The following is a 13,773-nucleotide window of genomic DNA, read 5'->3' on the forward strand; positions in this document are numbered from 1 at the left end:
TCGTGGCGCATCCACCGCATGATCGGGCCCCCCAAAAATTCGAGGTTGTTCGACAACCAGAGTTCGTCAATTGGGCAGGGCACCGGCTAAATAGCGCAGCCCCAAGAAAAAAGAGGACCCCGCCGTCCGCGTGAAGCGGCACTGGCGGGGCCCATCCCATCCCTAACCCATTTCACCCCAGTGGGGCGAAAGGAGACCACTCATTTCCAAGCCCCTATTACTTGGAATGAGCGAGTGAAAGCCTAACACACGTTGTACGAAAGTGTTTAGCTGCGCCCCTTCGAGTCCGCGAGGCAAACCAGCGCAAGCGCGATACCTGCGCCGATACCGGCCCAGAGCGCGGCGGTGGCCCCGCCGTTACCGGCTGCGGACAAGCTCGCGGTGGCCCAGTGCATCGGCGTAGCGCCCGCGGCGTACTCCCACGCCTTGCCCACCGGCGCGGTGGAGGCGGTGCGCCACAGCCACCCAACCAGGCCCACCTGCGCTACCGCGAGTACGCCCGCGATCGGCAGGCCGATCTTCGGGCCGAGGGCGCTGCCGAGGACGTCGGCAAGCCCGGCGCTGGCAGCCACGCCAGCCACCAGTGCGAGCCCCAGCAGCCCGTAGGTGGACGCGGTCAGCCCGGTCCCCAGCACCGCGATGAGCGCTCCACCTGCGGCGACGACGAAGAGCCCGCCAAGGCCCAGGATCCACCAGCGGCGGCTGGGACTCAGGCGCGCAGCCGCGCCCGTTGCAGTGCCGCCGAGCATCAGCAGCGCCGCGATCAGCATGGCTGCGACCGGGGCGAGCGTGGAGCGCTCCTGCACCTGCTCTCCTGCCTGCTGCGCCGTCCCGGTATTGGTCGCGGCCGGGAGCGCCTTGCGGACGGCGGCGATCTGGTCGGAGGTCTTGTTGGCCATGTCGTCGATCTTGGCCGCGCCCTCCTGGAGCTGCGTGACCCCGCCGGTCGCGCCGGAGGCCTGCTCGTTGAGGGTGGTCAGGCCGTTGGCCAGCTCGGCTGCGCCGTTGGTGGCCGAGTAGATGCCGTCGTGGTAGGCGTAGCCGGGCACCGCGAGCTGGTTGGCCACGTCGCGCGAGCCCTTGCGCAGCTCCTCGAGCTGGCCGAGCATCTCCGGCGGCAGCTGCGCGGTCTCCGCCTGGCCGCGCAGCCCTTGCAGCGCCTCGCGGGCCTCTTTCACGTCGGGGTCTTTCGAGTCCTTGGTGGATTCCAGGGTGCGGTCGATGGTGGAGACGACCTGGCCGCGGACCGCGTCGAAGCCGGTGACCTGGTCAGCCACGCTGCCGATCGCGTCGGCGACCTGGGTCGCGCCGTTGGCCAGCTGGCCGGTGCCCGCCTGCAGCTCGACCATCCCGTTGGACAGTTCCTGCGAGCCGGCCTGGGCGGCGGCGATGGCGTTGATGAGTTCCTGTGAGGCGGAGTCGAGGTCGGAGACGCCGTCGACAAGCTGCCCGGTGCCCTGGGTGAGAAAGCCCGCCTGCGCGCCGGCCTCACCCGCAGCCTTGCGCGCTTGGACTAACCCGTCGGGGCCGGGCGCGACGGCGGGCGCGCCCGTGGCGTCCTCGCCGGTGCGGGTCCAGGTACTCGCGGGGGCAAGGGGCAAGAAAACGCCACAAATGAGTACGAGGGCGGCACAGCACAGTCGGGTCAATCGCCAATTCATGCAACACAATGTAACTGAAGTAACTGGTGTGACTGTTGTAGGCGCACCGCAAGCCCAGGGGCTTTACGCCACGTTGCAGGTTGATCAAAAAGCCCTGGTACCGTTTTACCTGTTGCTGTCTTGTGGGGCTATACCGCATGCGCGCACCAAGTGCGGGCAGCGGCGCGCCGACACGCGCCGGATTGTGGCGGCCTTTCACGGCAGGTGCGTTACTGATTACTTGGCTACCTACATATTTGGAGAGGGTTTACCATGACACTCCCTGTCGTGCTCGCACTCGTTGCGGCGACAGTGATCTTGTCGCCCATTCTCGTGCGAGTCATGGACCGCAAAGCAGGTCTGCCGATCGCGCTCATCCTCGCCGCTGCCGCCGTCATCCTGGGCAAGGAATTCCCAGGTATTGCCGGCGGCACTCCCTTGGAATGGGAGGTGACCTGGGCACGCGACATTCTTGGAGAAGGCAGCGCAGTCGCATTCGCGCTGCGCGCCGACGGGCTGAGCATCTTCTTCGCGCTGCTCGCCCTGGTCATCGGCGCGGTGGTGATGACGTACTCGGCGGCCTACCTGCCTGAGAAGCAGGGCAACACGAGTTTCTACACCATCATGACGGCGTTTACGCTGTCGGTGCTGCTGCTCGTGCTGGCGAACGATACGGTCCTGTTGTTCATCGGCTGGGAGCTGGTCTCCATCGCCTCCTTCCTGCTCATCGCGCGTTCCGGCTCGGGCGGTGAGGCGGGGTCCTACCGCACGCTCATCCTTACGTTCTTTGGTGGGTTGACGCTGTTGGCGGCGTTGGCGGTGGCGTCGATAAGCGCAGGCTCCACGCGCTTGACCGACGTGCTGGCGGCCGACATCTGGCAGGATAGCCCCAGCCTGACCACCACCGTTGCGATCCTGGTGGCGATCTCCGGCTTTACCAAGGCCGCGCAGTTCCCCTTCCACTTCTGGCTGCCCGAGGCGATGGCCGCGGCGACCCCAGTCTCCGCCTTCCTGCACGCCGCCGCCGTGGTGAAGGCCGGTGTGTACCTTCTGCTGCGCTTCTCCGCGGTCTTTGCCGACGTCGCGGCGTGGAACTGGCTGCTCGTCGTCGTGGGCCTGGGCACGGCGATTATGAGTGCGCTGTTCGCCATCACCAAGACGGACCTGAAGCACCTGACCGCCTACTCCACGGTCTCCCACCTGGGCTGGATCGTGGCCGCCATCGGCATCGGCACCCCGCTCGCGCTGGCTGCGGCGCTGACGCACACGCTTGCGCACGCGCTGTTTAAGTCCTCGCTGTTCATGCTGATCGGCGTGGTGGATCACGAGGCTGGCTCGCGCGATATTCGCCGCCTGGGCAAGCTGTGGGACAAGATGCCCTATACCTTTGCTTCTACCGTGATCGCGGCGGCGTCCATGGCGGCGATCCCGCCACTGTTCGGCTTCGTCTCTAAGGAGTCCATCCTGGGCGCCTTCGCGGAGACGCAGTACAGCACGGTACTGCTGCTCGTCGCAGGTTTCGCGGCGCTTTTGACCTTCCTCTACTCCGCCAAGATCGTCTTCGGCGCGTTTGTCGACGGCCCGAAGGACATGAGCGACGTCCACGAAGCCCCCGTCAGCCTCTGGCTGCCGGCCGCGCTTCCGGGTCTCATGTCGCTGGTCGTGCCCTTCCTGCTCAGCTGGGTCGACGGCCCGCTCGACGCCGCGGTGCACACGATCACCGGCGACGATTCCTACCACTCGCACCTCGCGCTGTGGCACGGCGTCAACGCCCCGCTCATCGTCTCGTTGAGCGTGCTGGTACTCGGCATCGTCATCGTCACGATGGCGCGCCGCAACCTCTTTGCGTCCGTAGAGAACAAGCAGCTGCTGCCTACCAACGGCAACGACCTGCTCGCGGGCATGGTCAGCGGCCTGGGTGCCGCGGGCAAGGGGATGGGCCAGATGGCCAACTCGTTTAACCCCTCCCGCCACCTCCTGCCGGTGCTCGTCCTGGTGGTCTTGCTTGGCCTGACCACGCTGCTGGGCACCGAAGGCGTCGACGGTATGCCGCTCGCGCCGCGCGCCGAGGGTATCGACGTCTGGTGGGACCTCATCCCGTTCGCCATCATCGCCGTCTCCGTGGTGGGCCTGGTGCTCACCCGCTCCCGCCTGGCCTCTGCAATCTTGCTGGGCACCGTGGGTGTGGGCATGACGCTGCAGATGCTCATGCTCGGCGCGCCGGATGTGGCTCTGACGCAGTTCCTGGTGGAGGCGCTCACCGTGATCGTGATCATGGTCGTGCTGCGCTACCAGCCGCGCATGTTCCCCAAGACCTCGACGCGCCGCAAGGTGCTCGCCGGCATCTTCGCGGTGCTGGCCGGTATCGTCACCTTCTTCGGTGTCTACGGCCTGCTGGGCCGCCGCGACCGCTCCGACCTGGCCCTGTGGTACCTCACCGAGGGCGCGGAAGTGACGAGCGCGGACAACATCGTCGCCGTGATCATCGTCGAGTTCCGTGGCTTTGATACCCTCGGCGAGCTCTCCGTGCTCGGCATGGCCGCCGTGGTTATCGCCGCGGTGACGCAGTCCATGCCGCGCCACATGTTCGAGGCAGGCACCCGCCCTCGCCCGTTCGGCCAGTCACAGTTCAACTCGCTGCCGCTGCGCAAGGGCGCGGCCCTGGTCGTCCCGGTCTTGGTCGTGCTTTCCGTGCTCATCTTCTTCCGCGGCCACACCGCACCGGGCGGCGGCTTCGTCGCGGCCCTGGTGCTGTCCACCGCCTTCGGCCTGAACTACCTCTCCCGCGGCGCGGATACCGAGGTGGTCAAGCCGTTCACGCCGATCGCGCTGACGGGCTGGGGCATCATCATCGCGATCGGCTCGGGCTTCCTCGGCTTTGTGGAGGGCGGCTTCCTCTACGCCATCCACGGCGAAATCGCCGGCGAGCACATGACGACCTCGCTGATCTTCGACTTCGGCATCTACCTCGCCGTGCTCGGCATGGTTACCCAGGCCATCAACGCGCTCGGCGGCTACCTCCGCCCGGGCACGGAGTTGGACAACCTGGACTACACCCGCAGCGAGCCGGAGAACCCACTGCCGAACGTGCCCGCCCCGGAGGAGCCGGAGGACGCGGTGGACGCACACCCGGCACCGCTCAACCCGGCGGACAACCCCCAGCACATGCTGGAAAAGGAGCTGTAACCCATGGTCATGGCACTTACTATCGCAGTACTGATGGCCGGCGCCGTCTACCTGGTGATGCAGCGCGGCATGGTCCGCGTGGTCTTCGGCATGTCGCTGTTCGGCCACGCCTCGAACCTCACGCTGCTGGCCGCCGGTGTCGGCGCGTGGCGCGGTGAGGCCTTCCCCTCGCGCACCGCGATGGAGGACATCGCGGACCCACTGCCGCAGGCGTTCGTGCTGACCGCCATCGTGATCGCGATGGCCACCACCACGATCCTGCTCATGCTCGCCTCGTTGGGCAAGAACGACGACACCTTCGACGTGCCGAGCAAGGTGGGCAAGTCCCACAAGGGCGAGAAGTTCGATCCGAACTACCTCTCACCTTCTGCCCTGTCCACCGCCGGGCGTAATTCCCGCCTGAACCCGAAGAAGTGGGAGGCGAAGAACCGATGACAGTTGATGCAATCCTTCCCGTTTTTGTCGCCCTCCCACTCATCGTCGCGGCAGTGACCGCGCTGAACCCGGTCAAGAAGCTTAACGACGCCCTGGCGCTTATCATCCCAGCCATCAACCTAGGCCTCGGCGTGTGGCTCTACACCTACACCGCCTCCCACGGCACAATCGCCCACGTCATCGGCCTGTACCAGGGCGGGGTGGGCATCTCCTTTGCCGCCGACCAGTTCTCGGCGGTGATGATCGTGACCACCATGATCGTGGCGCTGACCGCCAACTGGTTCGCCATCGCCGCGGGTGAGACGCAGGCCCGGTTCTACACGCCACTGACCCTGGTACTCATCACCGGTGTCTCTGGCGCACTTTTGACCGCCGACCTGTTCAACTTCTTCGTCATGATCGAGGTCATGCTGCTGCCCTCCTACGGCCTAATCGCTATGACGGGTACCCGCAACCGCCTGCGCTCCGCACGCTCCTTCGTCCTGGTCAACCTTGCGGCGTCCACGCTGCTGGTGATGGGCGTGGGTTACCTCTACGGTGTCACGGGCGCGGTCAACATCGCGTCCCTGCGCGGCGCCGCCGCCGGCAACGGTCCGGTCACCGTGGCCATGGGCCTGGTGGTCATCGCCGTCGCCGCCAAGGCTGGTGTCTTCCCGGTACACACCTGGCTGCCGCGAACCTACCCGGCCTCCAGTGCCGCCGTGATGGGCCTGTTCTCCGGCCTGCATACCAAGGTGGCCGTCTACATGCTCTTCCGCATCTGGGTGGTCATCTTCGACATGGATCCACGCTGGAACACGCTCATCATCGTGATCATGGTGCTCTCCATGCTCATCGGCGGCTTCGCCGGTCTGGGCGAGTACACCATCCGCCGCGTGCTGGCCTACCAGATGGTCAACGGCATGCCGTTCATCCTCATCATGCTCGCGTTTACCAACGCGGGCGCGGATGCACGCTACGCCCTTGCCGCTGGTCTGATCTACACGCTGCACCACATGATCACCGTCGGCGCGCTCGTGCTCAACTCCGGCGCGATCGAGGAAACCTACGGCACGGGCACCATCGGAAAGCTGTCCGGTTTGGCCCGGCGCGACCCGCTCACGGCGACCGTGTTCGCCGCCGGCGCGTTCTCCATCGTCGGCTTCCCGCCCTTTTCCGGCCTCTTCGGCAAAGTCACCATCGTCATGGCTGCCGCAAGTGCCGACGACTGGCGCGCCTGGGTGGTCATCGCCACCATCATCGTCGCGTCCTTCGGTGCGTTGCTGTCCATGATGCGCGTGTGGCGGGAAGTCTTCTGGGGCCGCCCGATGCAGCAGTACCCGGAGGCGCTGAACGTGCGCTGGAAATTCCTGCTGCCCTCACTCGCACTGATGGTGTGCTCGCTGCTGATGTTCATCTTCGCGGGCCAGATGTGGGACGTTTCCACCTCGGCCGTCGATAGCCTGCTGGATGTCGACGCCTACACCACCGCCGTTTTGGGCACCGACCCAATCGGCATCCCCGACCTCGACTCGCTGCAGGGAGGCCGCAACTAACATGGCAAAGAAATCTGCACTCAAAAGCTTCGGCCACGCCATCGGCTACAGCGCCTGGCTGATCAAGGAAATCTACGCCGCGGGCATCGACGCCACCATCGCCGCGTTCAAGCCGGACTCCGGCCTGCGGCCCTGCGTGATCTTCTACCCGCTGCGGGTGCACACCGACTGGGACCGATTCTGGTTTTCCACCTCCATTACCGCCACCCCCGGCACTCTGTCGCTGGGCTTCCGCCACGCGGCGTCGGAAAACGGCAGCGACCTGCTCATCGTGCAGGCCGCTTTCGGCGACGACCCGCTCGAGGTGATCGAGGACCTCGCCGACATGGAGGAGCGCTTAAGGCCCGAGCTCAAGGACACGCCTATCGACGCCTCCAAGGTCCTGTGGAAGCCCTATAAGCACTTAGGCCCCGACCTGGACCACAAGCACGCAGAGAACCTGCCTGCCGCCGAAAGGATGGACTAGCCCATGTTCCAGACCATCATGACCGTCTGCATCATCATCATGGCGCTGAGCCTGCTCGCGGGTTTGGCCAAGCTCGTCCTAACCAAGGATGAGCTGTCCCGCTCGGTGCTCGCAGACCTCATCTTCTACTCCATGGCCGCCATCTACCTGGTGTGGACGCTGTTTACCCCCAGCATGATCACCTACGAGATCGCCATTTTGGCCGCACTCGTCTGCGGCGCGATCCCGACGATTTCCATGGCCCGCATCATCTCGAGAGGACGCCGCTAATGAGCATCATCGAAATCATCGTCGCTGTCCTGGTGGTCATCGCCACCGTCTTCGTGGTGGCCACCGCCTCCCTCCAACTGCGCGCCCCCGACGCGCTGACCCGAGCGAACCTGCTCGGCCCGCTCGTCTGCCTGGCGTTTCCTCTGCTGATCGTGGCGAACCTGCTGATGAGCTGGTCGACCGACGGCTTCGTCATCAACGACTTCATCCGCGCCATCCTCGCGATCGCGGGCGTGTGGATCATCGGCTCCGTCGGCTCCTTCGTCATCGGCCGCTCCATCCACGGCGTGACCGTGGTGGACGCCAAGGACAAGACCTCGCGCAACGTGCCGCAGTAGGCGCTACAGCCAGCCACGCTCGCGGGCGATGGTGTAGGCCTCGAAGCGATTTTCCGCCCCGGTTTTCGTGATCGCGGAGGAAATGTAGTTCCGCGTCGTGCCGGGAGCAAGGTGCGCAGCACTGGCGATCGCCTCGATCGAGCCGCCCTTGCCCACCAGCTCCAGTACCTCGGCCTCCCGCGCAGTCAGCGGCGACTGGCCGGCGGCGATCGTGGCGGCCGCCAGCTCAGGGTCGACGTAGCGTTTGCCCGCATGCGCCGCCCGCACCGCCGCCGCGAGCTCACCGGCCGCAGCCGTCTTGGGCAGCATGCCGAGCACCTTGGAGTCCAGGGCCCGCCGGACCACGTTGGGCCTTGCGTGGCTGGTGACGACGACCACGCGGGCGTCGATAAGCGAGGCGAGCGCAATGCCATCCGACTGACCCGCCCCAAGCTGCAAGTCGGTCACCACAACATCCGGACGCGAAGCGGCTGGCAGCGCCTCCCACCACGCGAGAAAGTCCGCGCCGGAGTAGGCGACGTGTACCACGTCGATGTCCTCCTCCAGGCCGATGAGCGTGGCGAGGGAATCGGCAACCAGCGTTTCGTCATCAACCAACACGACCCGAATCATGCGTCCACCTTAAGCTGCACGCGGAAGCGATCGGCGCTGCGCTCCACGCTTATCGACGCCCCGTGCTCCGCCGCCCGACGCCGCAGCCCCTCCAGCCCCGTGCCGCTGCCTTCTCCGGGCTTCGGCTTGTCGTTGGTCACCGTGATCGCGTGCGACTGCAAGGCGTACGACACGGCTGTGGCCTGGGAATGGCGCAAGATATTCGTCGTGGTCTCGCGCACGAACCAGGCCGCGGTCTCGCGCAGCTCCGGGTGCACATCCTCACTGCTGCCCGTCACCGTGACCTGGGCGCCAGCGCCTGCGAGCACCTGCTTCGCGCTCTCAAGCTCGGTGGCCAAGTCCGGAGTCCGGTAGTTATTCACCACGCTGCGCATGTCGGCGGCAGCGCGCTGCGTGAGCTCATGCAGCTCGCGCAGCTCCTTGGGCACCCGCGGATCATCGCGCTCGGCGAGCGCGAGTGCCAGCTGCGACTTGATCGTCAGCGCTGCGAGGTGCTGTCCCATCGTGTCGTGGAGATCCTGCGACATGCGCAAACGCTCTTCGGCGGCGGTTAGCTGCGACTCGAGGCGGCGGGCGCGCTCCGTTTCAATCATCGCGCGGGAGAACCACTTGGTAAAGGGGACCGTCACCGCGCACGCAAGGCTATAGGCCAGCACAATCGCTGCGATTTCTACCGAACCGAAGGCACTCACGAGCGCGAATGCGCCCGCGAGCGCAAGCGCCGTCCACACCCATTTTTTGGCCAGGAACGGGAGGAAGGCAATCAGCACGCTGAAGAACACCGCCCCGAGCGCGATTGCCGACGCTGCCCTCCACTGCGCCGGGGCGAGCAGGAACGCAGCCACGCACACCGCCAACGCAATCAGGTGGGCGTACAACCCCCACCGCAGCCAGCGGCCGCCGTGGGCGCTTTCCTCAAGGCGCAGTTCCGGCCTGGTTTCCAGCACCATCGCTCCGGTGAGGCACGCCACGACCGCGACGCCGATGCCCACGAAAGTCTCCGCGCCTATGTCCCCCGAGCGGTTCAACACAATGGAGGAAAATGCCGCGACGAACAGCCACAGCATCCCGATGAGCGACCAACGGTTGAGCTTGAGGAACCGCGCCGAGTAATCCGACTCCGAATTCCTCGCCGCGGGAAGGGGTGGTGCTTGCGTCATAGTGTGCTCCGAGACTAGCAGCGAGCGCTGCACTAGCGGTGCGTTTCCCAGCGCATACGCTGATACCCCACTGTGAGCAGTACCGCGGCCCACACCGCGAGCAGCAGCAGCGGCGTTGCAGCATCTGCCAGCAGCGAGCCGAAGGAGCCCTCGCCGACCCACCCGTCGCGGAAGACGTCGCTTGTCAGCGCGAAAGGTGTGCGATCGATGATGTTGGTGAGCCCCTCGGGCAGGAGCTCACGGATCCCGGACTGCGAGAAGATCACGAGCATCAACACCGGCATCGAGGTGATCTGTGCGCCCTCCGCGTTCTCGGTAAAGCGACTGGTCAACATAGCCAACCCGTGGGAGACCGCAATGCCGAGCAGCATCGCAAGCACCATGGTGAGCGGGTTCTTCGGCCACACATGCGGTACCGGCGGATCAACCGGGAGCACCATCGACATGGTGGAAAACGCCACCACCACGATGACCATCAGCGCGAGCGTGAGCGCGGCAAGCGGGAGGCAGATGGCGGTCAAAAGCTCCCAGTCGCGGGACTCCCCTGTACGCAAGCGCTTCAGCACGCCTTCGTCGCGCCTGGTCACCGCCATGGACAACGCGGGGTAGAACACGCCAAAGCTGAGCGCGAACAACACGAACACTTCAGACGCCGCCGCGGTCGAGCCGACCGACTGGTCCCCGACCAGCCACAGGAAGAGGGGCAAGAGCAGCGGGAAGACAAGGCCGGTGAATACGAGTAGCCGGTTGCGGGTGAACTGCAGCCATTCGGCGCGGCCGAGCGACCGCAGTCTGCGCGTGGGGCGGTTGGTGGGTTTCATCGTGGTGGTGCTCATGCTGCTTCGTCCTTTCGGGTGGTGTGCGTATTCTGTGCTTCTGCGATGTCGTGGAAGACGCGCTCAAGGCTCGCGGGCTGCGCCGCGAACTGGGTCAGTTCGAGGTTGTGCTCACGCGCCCACGCAAGGATCGCGAAGGCGTCGTCCTGCAGCCGGGAGGTGTGGACCGCAACCTGCATGCCCTCGGCGGTTTCGCTTCTGTGCACCAACGAGCCGGGCAGGGTTGGCAATTCAGGTACCTGGGCGCTGGGCAGTACGAACTCGATGGAGGAGGGCACCGTACGCGCCAACTCCGTGGTCGTGCCCTCGACCTCGATGCGGCCGCCGTGCATGATCGCGATGCGGTCGCAGAGGAACTCGGCCTCCTCCAGGTAGTGCGTGGTCAACACGATGGTCACGCCGCGGCTTTTCAGCTCGCGTAAGAGTTCCCACACACGGCGTCGGGACTCCGGGTCCAGCCCGGTCGTTGGCTCGTCCAGGAAGATCACATCCGGGCTTCCCAGCAGCGCGCAGGCAAGGTCGAGGCGGCGTTGCTCGCCGCCGGACAGCGCGCCAACTTTCACGTCGCGCTTGTGCGTGAGCTGCACGTCCGCCATGACGTCGTCGATAGGCAGCGGCGCGGTGCACGTGCCTGCCCACATGGTCAGCGTTTCTTCCACGGACAGGGCGCGCGGCAATCCGCCAGACTGCAGCATGATGCCCGTGTGCGGGCGCACCCGGACGCGGTCTGCCACGGGGTCCATCCCCAACACGCGCACCTCGCCTGCGGTGGGTGGTGCAAGCCCCTCCAGGATTTCCAGCGTGGACGTTTTGCCCGCACCGTTAGTGCCGAGCAGCCCGTAGGCCTCGCCGCGGGCGACGTGGAGGCTAATGCCGTCGACCGCGGTGAACTCGCCGTACCGGCGTTGCAAATTTTGTACTTCGATGACGTTTTCCATGGTTTCTACCCTGCCGAAGATGCATATCGGCTGGTAGAAGCGTTTGTCACCAATTGCGCATGACAAAAGTCATGCCCGCCACAGTCCGCGGCCGCAGACTGTGACGGGCACTGGCTTACACTGGCTTACTCAGTGAGAGAGAAACTACTTCCCCTGCTCAGCGCGCTTCTTCGCCAGGGACTCGCGGACCTTGGTCTCCAGGTCCGCGTCGACCTTGCCCCAGTAGGCGTAGACGCGCTCCTCGACGTCCTTGTCCTTAATCCCCAGCATCTTGTTGGTGATGTTGTGGACGAAACGCTCCTTCTCGCCGTCGTCGAAGACGTCGCGGTAGAGCGTGCCCGCCTGGCCGAAGTCATCGTCCTCGGCGTGCTTGACGTAAGCCTCGCGCACCAGGTCGGTGCCGTGCGGGTCCGGGTTGACGTAGAGGTTTGCCGCCTGGCCGTAGTCGGTGAAGTTGGACGAGGAGTCCTCGCCATTGTCCAGGTAGCCCGCGCCCTTGTCGGTGCGGTTCGGCGTGTAGTTCGGCTCGTTCTCCTCGTTGAAGAAGTACGCCATGCTGCCGCGCTCGGAGTAGGTGTTCACCTCGTTGATCGGGCGGTTGACCGGCAGGTCCTTGTAGTTCGCGCCAATGCGGTAGCGCTGCTGGTCCGAGTAGGCGAACACGCGGGCCTGCAGCATGCGGTCCGGCGACAGGCCCACGCCCGGGACCAGGTTGGCCGGGTCGAGCGCCAGCTGCTCGATCTGGGCGTGGAAGTTCTTCGGGTTACGGTTCAGCACGAAGTAGCCGACGTCGATCAGCGGGTAGTCCTTCTGCGACCAGGTCTTGGTCAGGTCGAAGGGGTTAAAGCGGTAGTCCATCGCCTCTTCGAACGGCATGATCTGCACCTTGACGTCCCAGACCGGGTAGTCGCCCTCGGCGATCGCGTTGAAGAGGTCTTCTCGCTGGAAGTCCGGGTCGGTGCCAGCCTTCTCGGTGGCCTCCTCGTCGGTGAAGCACTCCCAGCCCTGGCGGGTCTTGAAGTGGTACTTCACCCACACCGGGGTGCCCTCCTCGTTGATCCACTGGAAGGTGTGGGAGCCGAAGCCGTCCTGGTGGCGCGAGGTCTTCGGGGTGCCGCGGTCGCCCAGCAGGTAGGTCACCTGGTGCGCGGACTCCGGCGTGCGGGTCCAGAAATCCCACTGCATCTCATCGTCGCGCAGGCCCGAGTTGGGCTGACGCTTCTGGGAGTGGATGAAGTCGGCGAACTTAATCCCGTCGCGCAGGAAGAACGTCGGGGTGTTGTTACCCACGATGTCGTAGTTGCCGTCCTCGGTGTAAAAGCGCAGCGCGAAGCCGTGGACATCGCGCCAGGTGTCCGGCGAGCCGGCCTCGCCGGCGACGGTGGAAAAGCGCGCCGCCATCGGGGTCACAGTCCCCGGCTGGAACAGCTTCGCCTTGGTGTACTTGGATACGTCCTCGGTAATGTGCAGCTCGCCGAAGGCACCGTGGCCCTTCGCGTGCGGGATACGCTCCGGGACGTTTTCCCTGTTGAAGTGGGCCAGCTTCTCAATCAGATGGACGTCGTTCAGGACGTTCGCACCCTGGCGCCCCTGCGTAACCGAAATATTCTCCGAGGCGACCGGCTGACCACTCAACTGGGTGGTGCGGCCCTTGCCTGCGGGGCGCTCGCCGCGTGCGACGATCTCTTCTGCCTTGGTCTTCTCAGCCATTGCTAACTCCTTGCATCGCGGTTGTTGGCATGTACGCCGTCCAGCCTAGGGATTTTCGTGCGCGCTGGTAGCCTAAACATTCGTGAGCAGCCCTGACGACGACTACGTCACCGAACTCGCGCTCGAAGCCGGGCGCGGTAACAAGGCTGCACTGACCCAATTTATTGCCGCGACGCAAAACGATGTGTGGCGTCTGCTCGCGCACCTCGCCGGCGCCGAGCACGCCGACGATCTCACCCAGGAAACCTACCTGCGGGTGCTCGGCGCGCTGCCGCGCTTCAAGGCCCGCTCCTCGGCGCGCACCTGGCTGCTCTCGCTCGCGCGCCGCGCCTGGATCGATTCGGTGCGTCACGACATGGCGCGCCCGCGGAAGTCCGCCGCCGAGTACGACGACGTCGCCGCGCAGGAACCCAGCCCCGACGACCCTAACGCCTGGTCAGACGTCATCGACGCCCGCATGCTTCTCGACGCCCTCCGGCCCGAACGCCGCGAAGCCTTAGTCCTCACCCAAGTACTGGGCTACACCTACGAGGAAGCCGCCGCGATCGCCGGGGTGCGCGTGGGCACCATCCGCTCCCGCGTCGCCCGCGCCCGGCGTGATCTCATTCACGCCTCCCCCGACAGCGATGGCCAATCACACTAATTGA

The 13,773-nt window shown here is 65.6% G+C and carries 13 protein-coding genes; 7 read left to right on the top strand and 6 right to left on the bottom strand.

The window, feature by feature from the left end; genetic code table 11:
- Window positions 1–266 precede the first annotated feature (266 nt).
- The gene (locus HMPREF2990_RS03655; protein WP_070762759.1) at window positions 267–1,661 is read right to left on the bottom strand and encodes an ABC transporter permease; all 1,395 of its coding nucleotides are present in this window, start codon (window positions 1,659–1,661) and stop codon (window positions 267–269) included.
- Window positions 1,662–1,913: 252 nt separating this feature from the next.
- Between HMPREF2990_RS03655 and HMPREF2990_RS03660 the strand changes: the two genes are divergently transcribed.
- From HMPREF2990_RS03660 to HMPREF2990_RS03685, 6 genes are read left to right on the top strand one after another with little or no spacing between them, the layout of a single operon-like run.
- The gene (locus tag HMPREF2990_RS03660) at window positions 1,914–4,826 is read left to right on the top strand and encodes a DUF4040 family protein (protein WP_070762760.1); all 2,913 of its coding nucleotides are present in this window, start codon (window positions 1,914–1,916) and stop codon (window positions 4,824–4,826) included.
- A gap of 3 nt (window positions 4,827–4,829) precedes the next feature.
- A complete protein-coding gene (locus tag HMPREF2990_RS03665) occupies window positions 4,830–5,261 on the top strand; it encodes a cation:proton antiporter subunit C (RefSeq protein ID WP_070762761.1) in 432 nt (143 codons plus the stop codon).
- Window positions 5,258–6,796 carry a monovalent cation/H+ antiporter subunit D family protein gene (locus HMPREF2990_RS03670; protein ID WP_070762762.1) on the top strand — a complete coding sequence of 513 codons (1,539 nt, stop codon included), beginning with the start codon at window positions 5,258–5,260 and terminating at the stop codon, window positions 6,794–6,796. The genes HMPREF2990_RS03665 and HMPREF2990_RS03670 overlap by 4 nt, the downstream gene beginning before the upstream one ends.
- 1 nt (window position 6,797) lies before the next feature.
- Entirely contained in the window at window positions 6,798–7,262 is a 465-nt protein-coding gene (locus HMPREF2990_RS03675) for a monovalent cation/H+ antiporter subunit E (RefSeq protein ID WP_070762763.1), read from the top strand.
- A 3-nt stretch (window positions 7,263–7,265) separates the two neighbouring features.
- A complete protein-coding gene (locus HMPREF2990_RS03680) occupies window positions 7,266–7,532 on the top strand; it encodes a cation:proton antiporter (protein ID WP_070762764.1) in 267 nt (88 codons plus the stop codon).
- Window positions 7,532–7,870 carry a Na+/H+ antiporter subunit G gene (locus HMPREF2990_RS03685; protein WP_070762765.1) on the top strand — a complete coding sequence of 113 codons (339 nt, stop codon included), beginning with the start codon at window positions 7,532–7,534 and terminating at the stop codon, window positions 7,868–7,870. Before HMPREF2990_RS03680 ends, HMPREF2990_RS03685 begins: the two co-directional genes overlap by 1 nt.
- A 3-nt stretch (window positions 7,871–7,873) precedes the next feature.
- On the opposite strand, the gene HMPREF2990_RS03690 is transcribed toward HMPREF2990_RS03685, so the two are convergent.
- The 5 genes from HMPREF2990_RS03690 to HMPREF2990_RS03710 form a co-directional block, all read right to left on the bottom strand.
- Complete coding sequence (locus HMPREF2990_RS03690; protein WP_070762766.1) at window positions 7,874–8,482, bottom strand: response regulator transcription factor; 609 nt, start codon at window positions 8,480–8,482, stop codon at window positions 7,874–7,876.
- A complete protein-coding gene (locus HMPREF2990_RS03695; protein ID WP_141757789.1) occupies window positions 8,479–9,642 on the bottom strand; it encodes a sensor histidine kinase in 1,164 nt (387 codons plus the stop codon). Before HMPREF2990_RS03695 ends, HMPREF2990_RS03690 begins: the two co-directional genes overlap by 4 nt.
- 32 nt (window positions 9,643–9,674) lie before the next feature.
- Window positions 9,675–10,478, bottom strand: coding sequence for an ABC transporter permease (locus HMPREF2990_RS03700; RefSeq protein WP_083316993.1), 804 nt, complete (start codon window positions 10,476–10,478; stop codon window positions 9,675–9,677).
- A complete protein-coding gene (locus HMPREF2990_RS03705) occupies window positions 10,475–11,416 on the bottom strand; it encodes an ABC transporter ATP-binding protein (protein ID WP_070762768.1) in 942 nt (313 codons plus the stop codon). Before HMPREF2990_RS03705 ends, HMPREF2990_RS03700 begins: the two co-directional genes overlap by 4 nt.
- 144 nt (window positions 11,417–11,560) lie before the next feature.
- Window positions 11,561–13,126 carry a catalase gene (locus HMPREF2990_RS03710; RefSeq protein ID WP_070762769.1) on the bottom strand — a complete coding sequence of 522 codons (1,566 nt, stop codon included), beginning with the start codon at window positions 13,124–13,126 and terminating at the stop codon, window positions 11,561–11,563.
- Between the two features lie 82 nt (window positions 13,127–13,208).
- Between HMPREF2990_RS03710 and HMPREF2990_RS03715 the strand changes: the two genes are divergently transcribed.
- Window positions 13,209–13,769 carry an RNA polymerase sigma factor gene (locus HMPREF2990_RS03715; RefSeq protein WP_070762770.1) on the top strand — a complete coding sequence of 187 codons (561 nt, stop codon included), beginning with the start codon at window positions 13,209–13,211 and terminating at the stop codon, window positions 13,767–13,769.
- The last annotated feature ends 4 nt before the right edge of the window (window positions 13,770–13,773 follow it).

Origin of the sequence: Corynebacterium sp. HMSC071B10 (genome assembly GCF_001814825.1) — a bacterium.
Taxonomy (GTDB): domain Bacteria; phylum Actinomycetota; class Actinomycetes; order Mycobacteriales; family Mycobacteriaceae; genus Corynebacterium.

Bases quoted from the DNA above. Each gene is read 5' to 3' on its own strand.
- HMPREF2990_RS03655 (WP_070762759.1), bottom strand. From the start codon at position 1,661: ATGAATTGGCGATTGACCCGACTGTGCTGTGCCGCCCTCGTACTCATT.
- HMPREF2990_RS03660 (WP_070762760.1), top strand. From the start codon at position 1,914: ATGACACTCCCTGTCGTGCTCGCACTCGTTGCGGCGACAGTGATCTTG.
- HMPREF2990_RS03665 (WP_070762761.1), top strand. From the start codon at position 4,830: ATGGTCATGGCACTTACTATCGCAGTACTGATGGCCGGCGCCGTCTAC.
- HMPREF2990_RS03670 (WP_070762762.1), top strand. From the start codon at position 5,258: ATGACAGTTGATGCAATCCTTCCCGTTTTTGTCGCCCTCCCACTCATC.
- HMPREF2990_RS03675 (WP_070762763.1), top strand. From the start codon at position 6,798: ATGGCAAAGAAATCTGCACTCAAAAGCTTCGGCCACGCCATCGGCTAC.
- HMPREF2990_RS03680 (WP_070762764.1), top strand. From the start codon at position 7,266: ATGTTCCAGACCATCATGACCGTCTGCATCATCATCATGGCGCTGAGC.
- HMPREF2990_RS03685 (WP_070762765.1), top strand. From the start codon at position 7,532: ATGAGCATCATCGAAATCATCGTCGCTGTCCTGGTGGTCATCGCCACC.
- HMPREF2990_RS03690 (WP_070762766.1), bottom strand. From the start codon at position 8,482: ATGATTCGGGTCGTGTTGGTTGATGACGAAACGCTGGTTGCCGATTCC.
- HMPREF2990_RS03695 (WP_141757789.1), bottom strand. From the start codon at position 9,642: ATGACGCAAGCACCACCCCTTCCCGCGGCGAGGAATTCGGAGTCGGAT.
- HMPREF2990_RS03700 (WP_083316993.1), bottom strand. From the start codon at position 10,478: ATGAGCACCACCACGATGAAACCCACCAACCGCCCCACGCGCAGACTG.
- HMPREF2990_RS03705 (WP_070762768.1), bottom strand. From the start codon at position 11,416: ATGGAAAACGTCATCGAAGTACAAAATTTGCAACGCCGGTACGGCGAG.
- HMPREF2990_RS03710 (WP_070762769.1), bottom strand. From the start codon at position 13,126: ATGGCTGAGAAGACCAAGGCAGAAGAGATCGTCGCACGCGGCGAGCGC.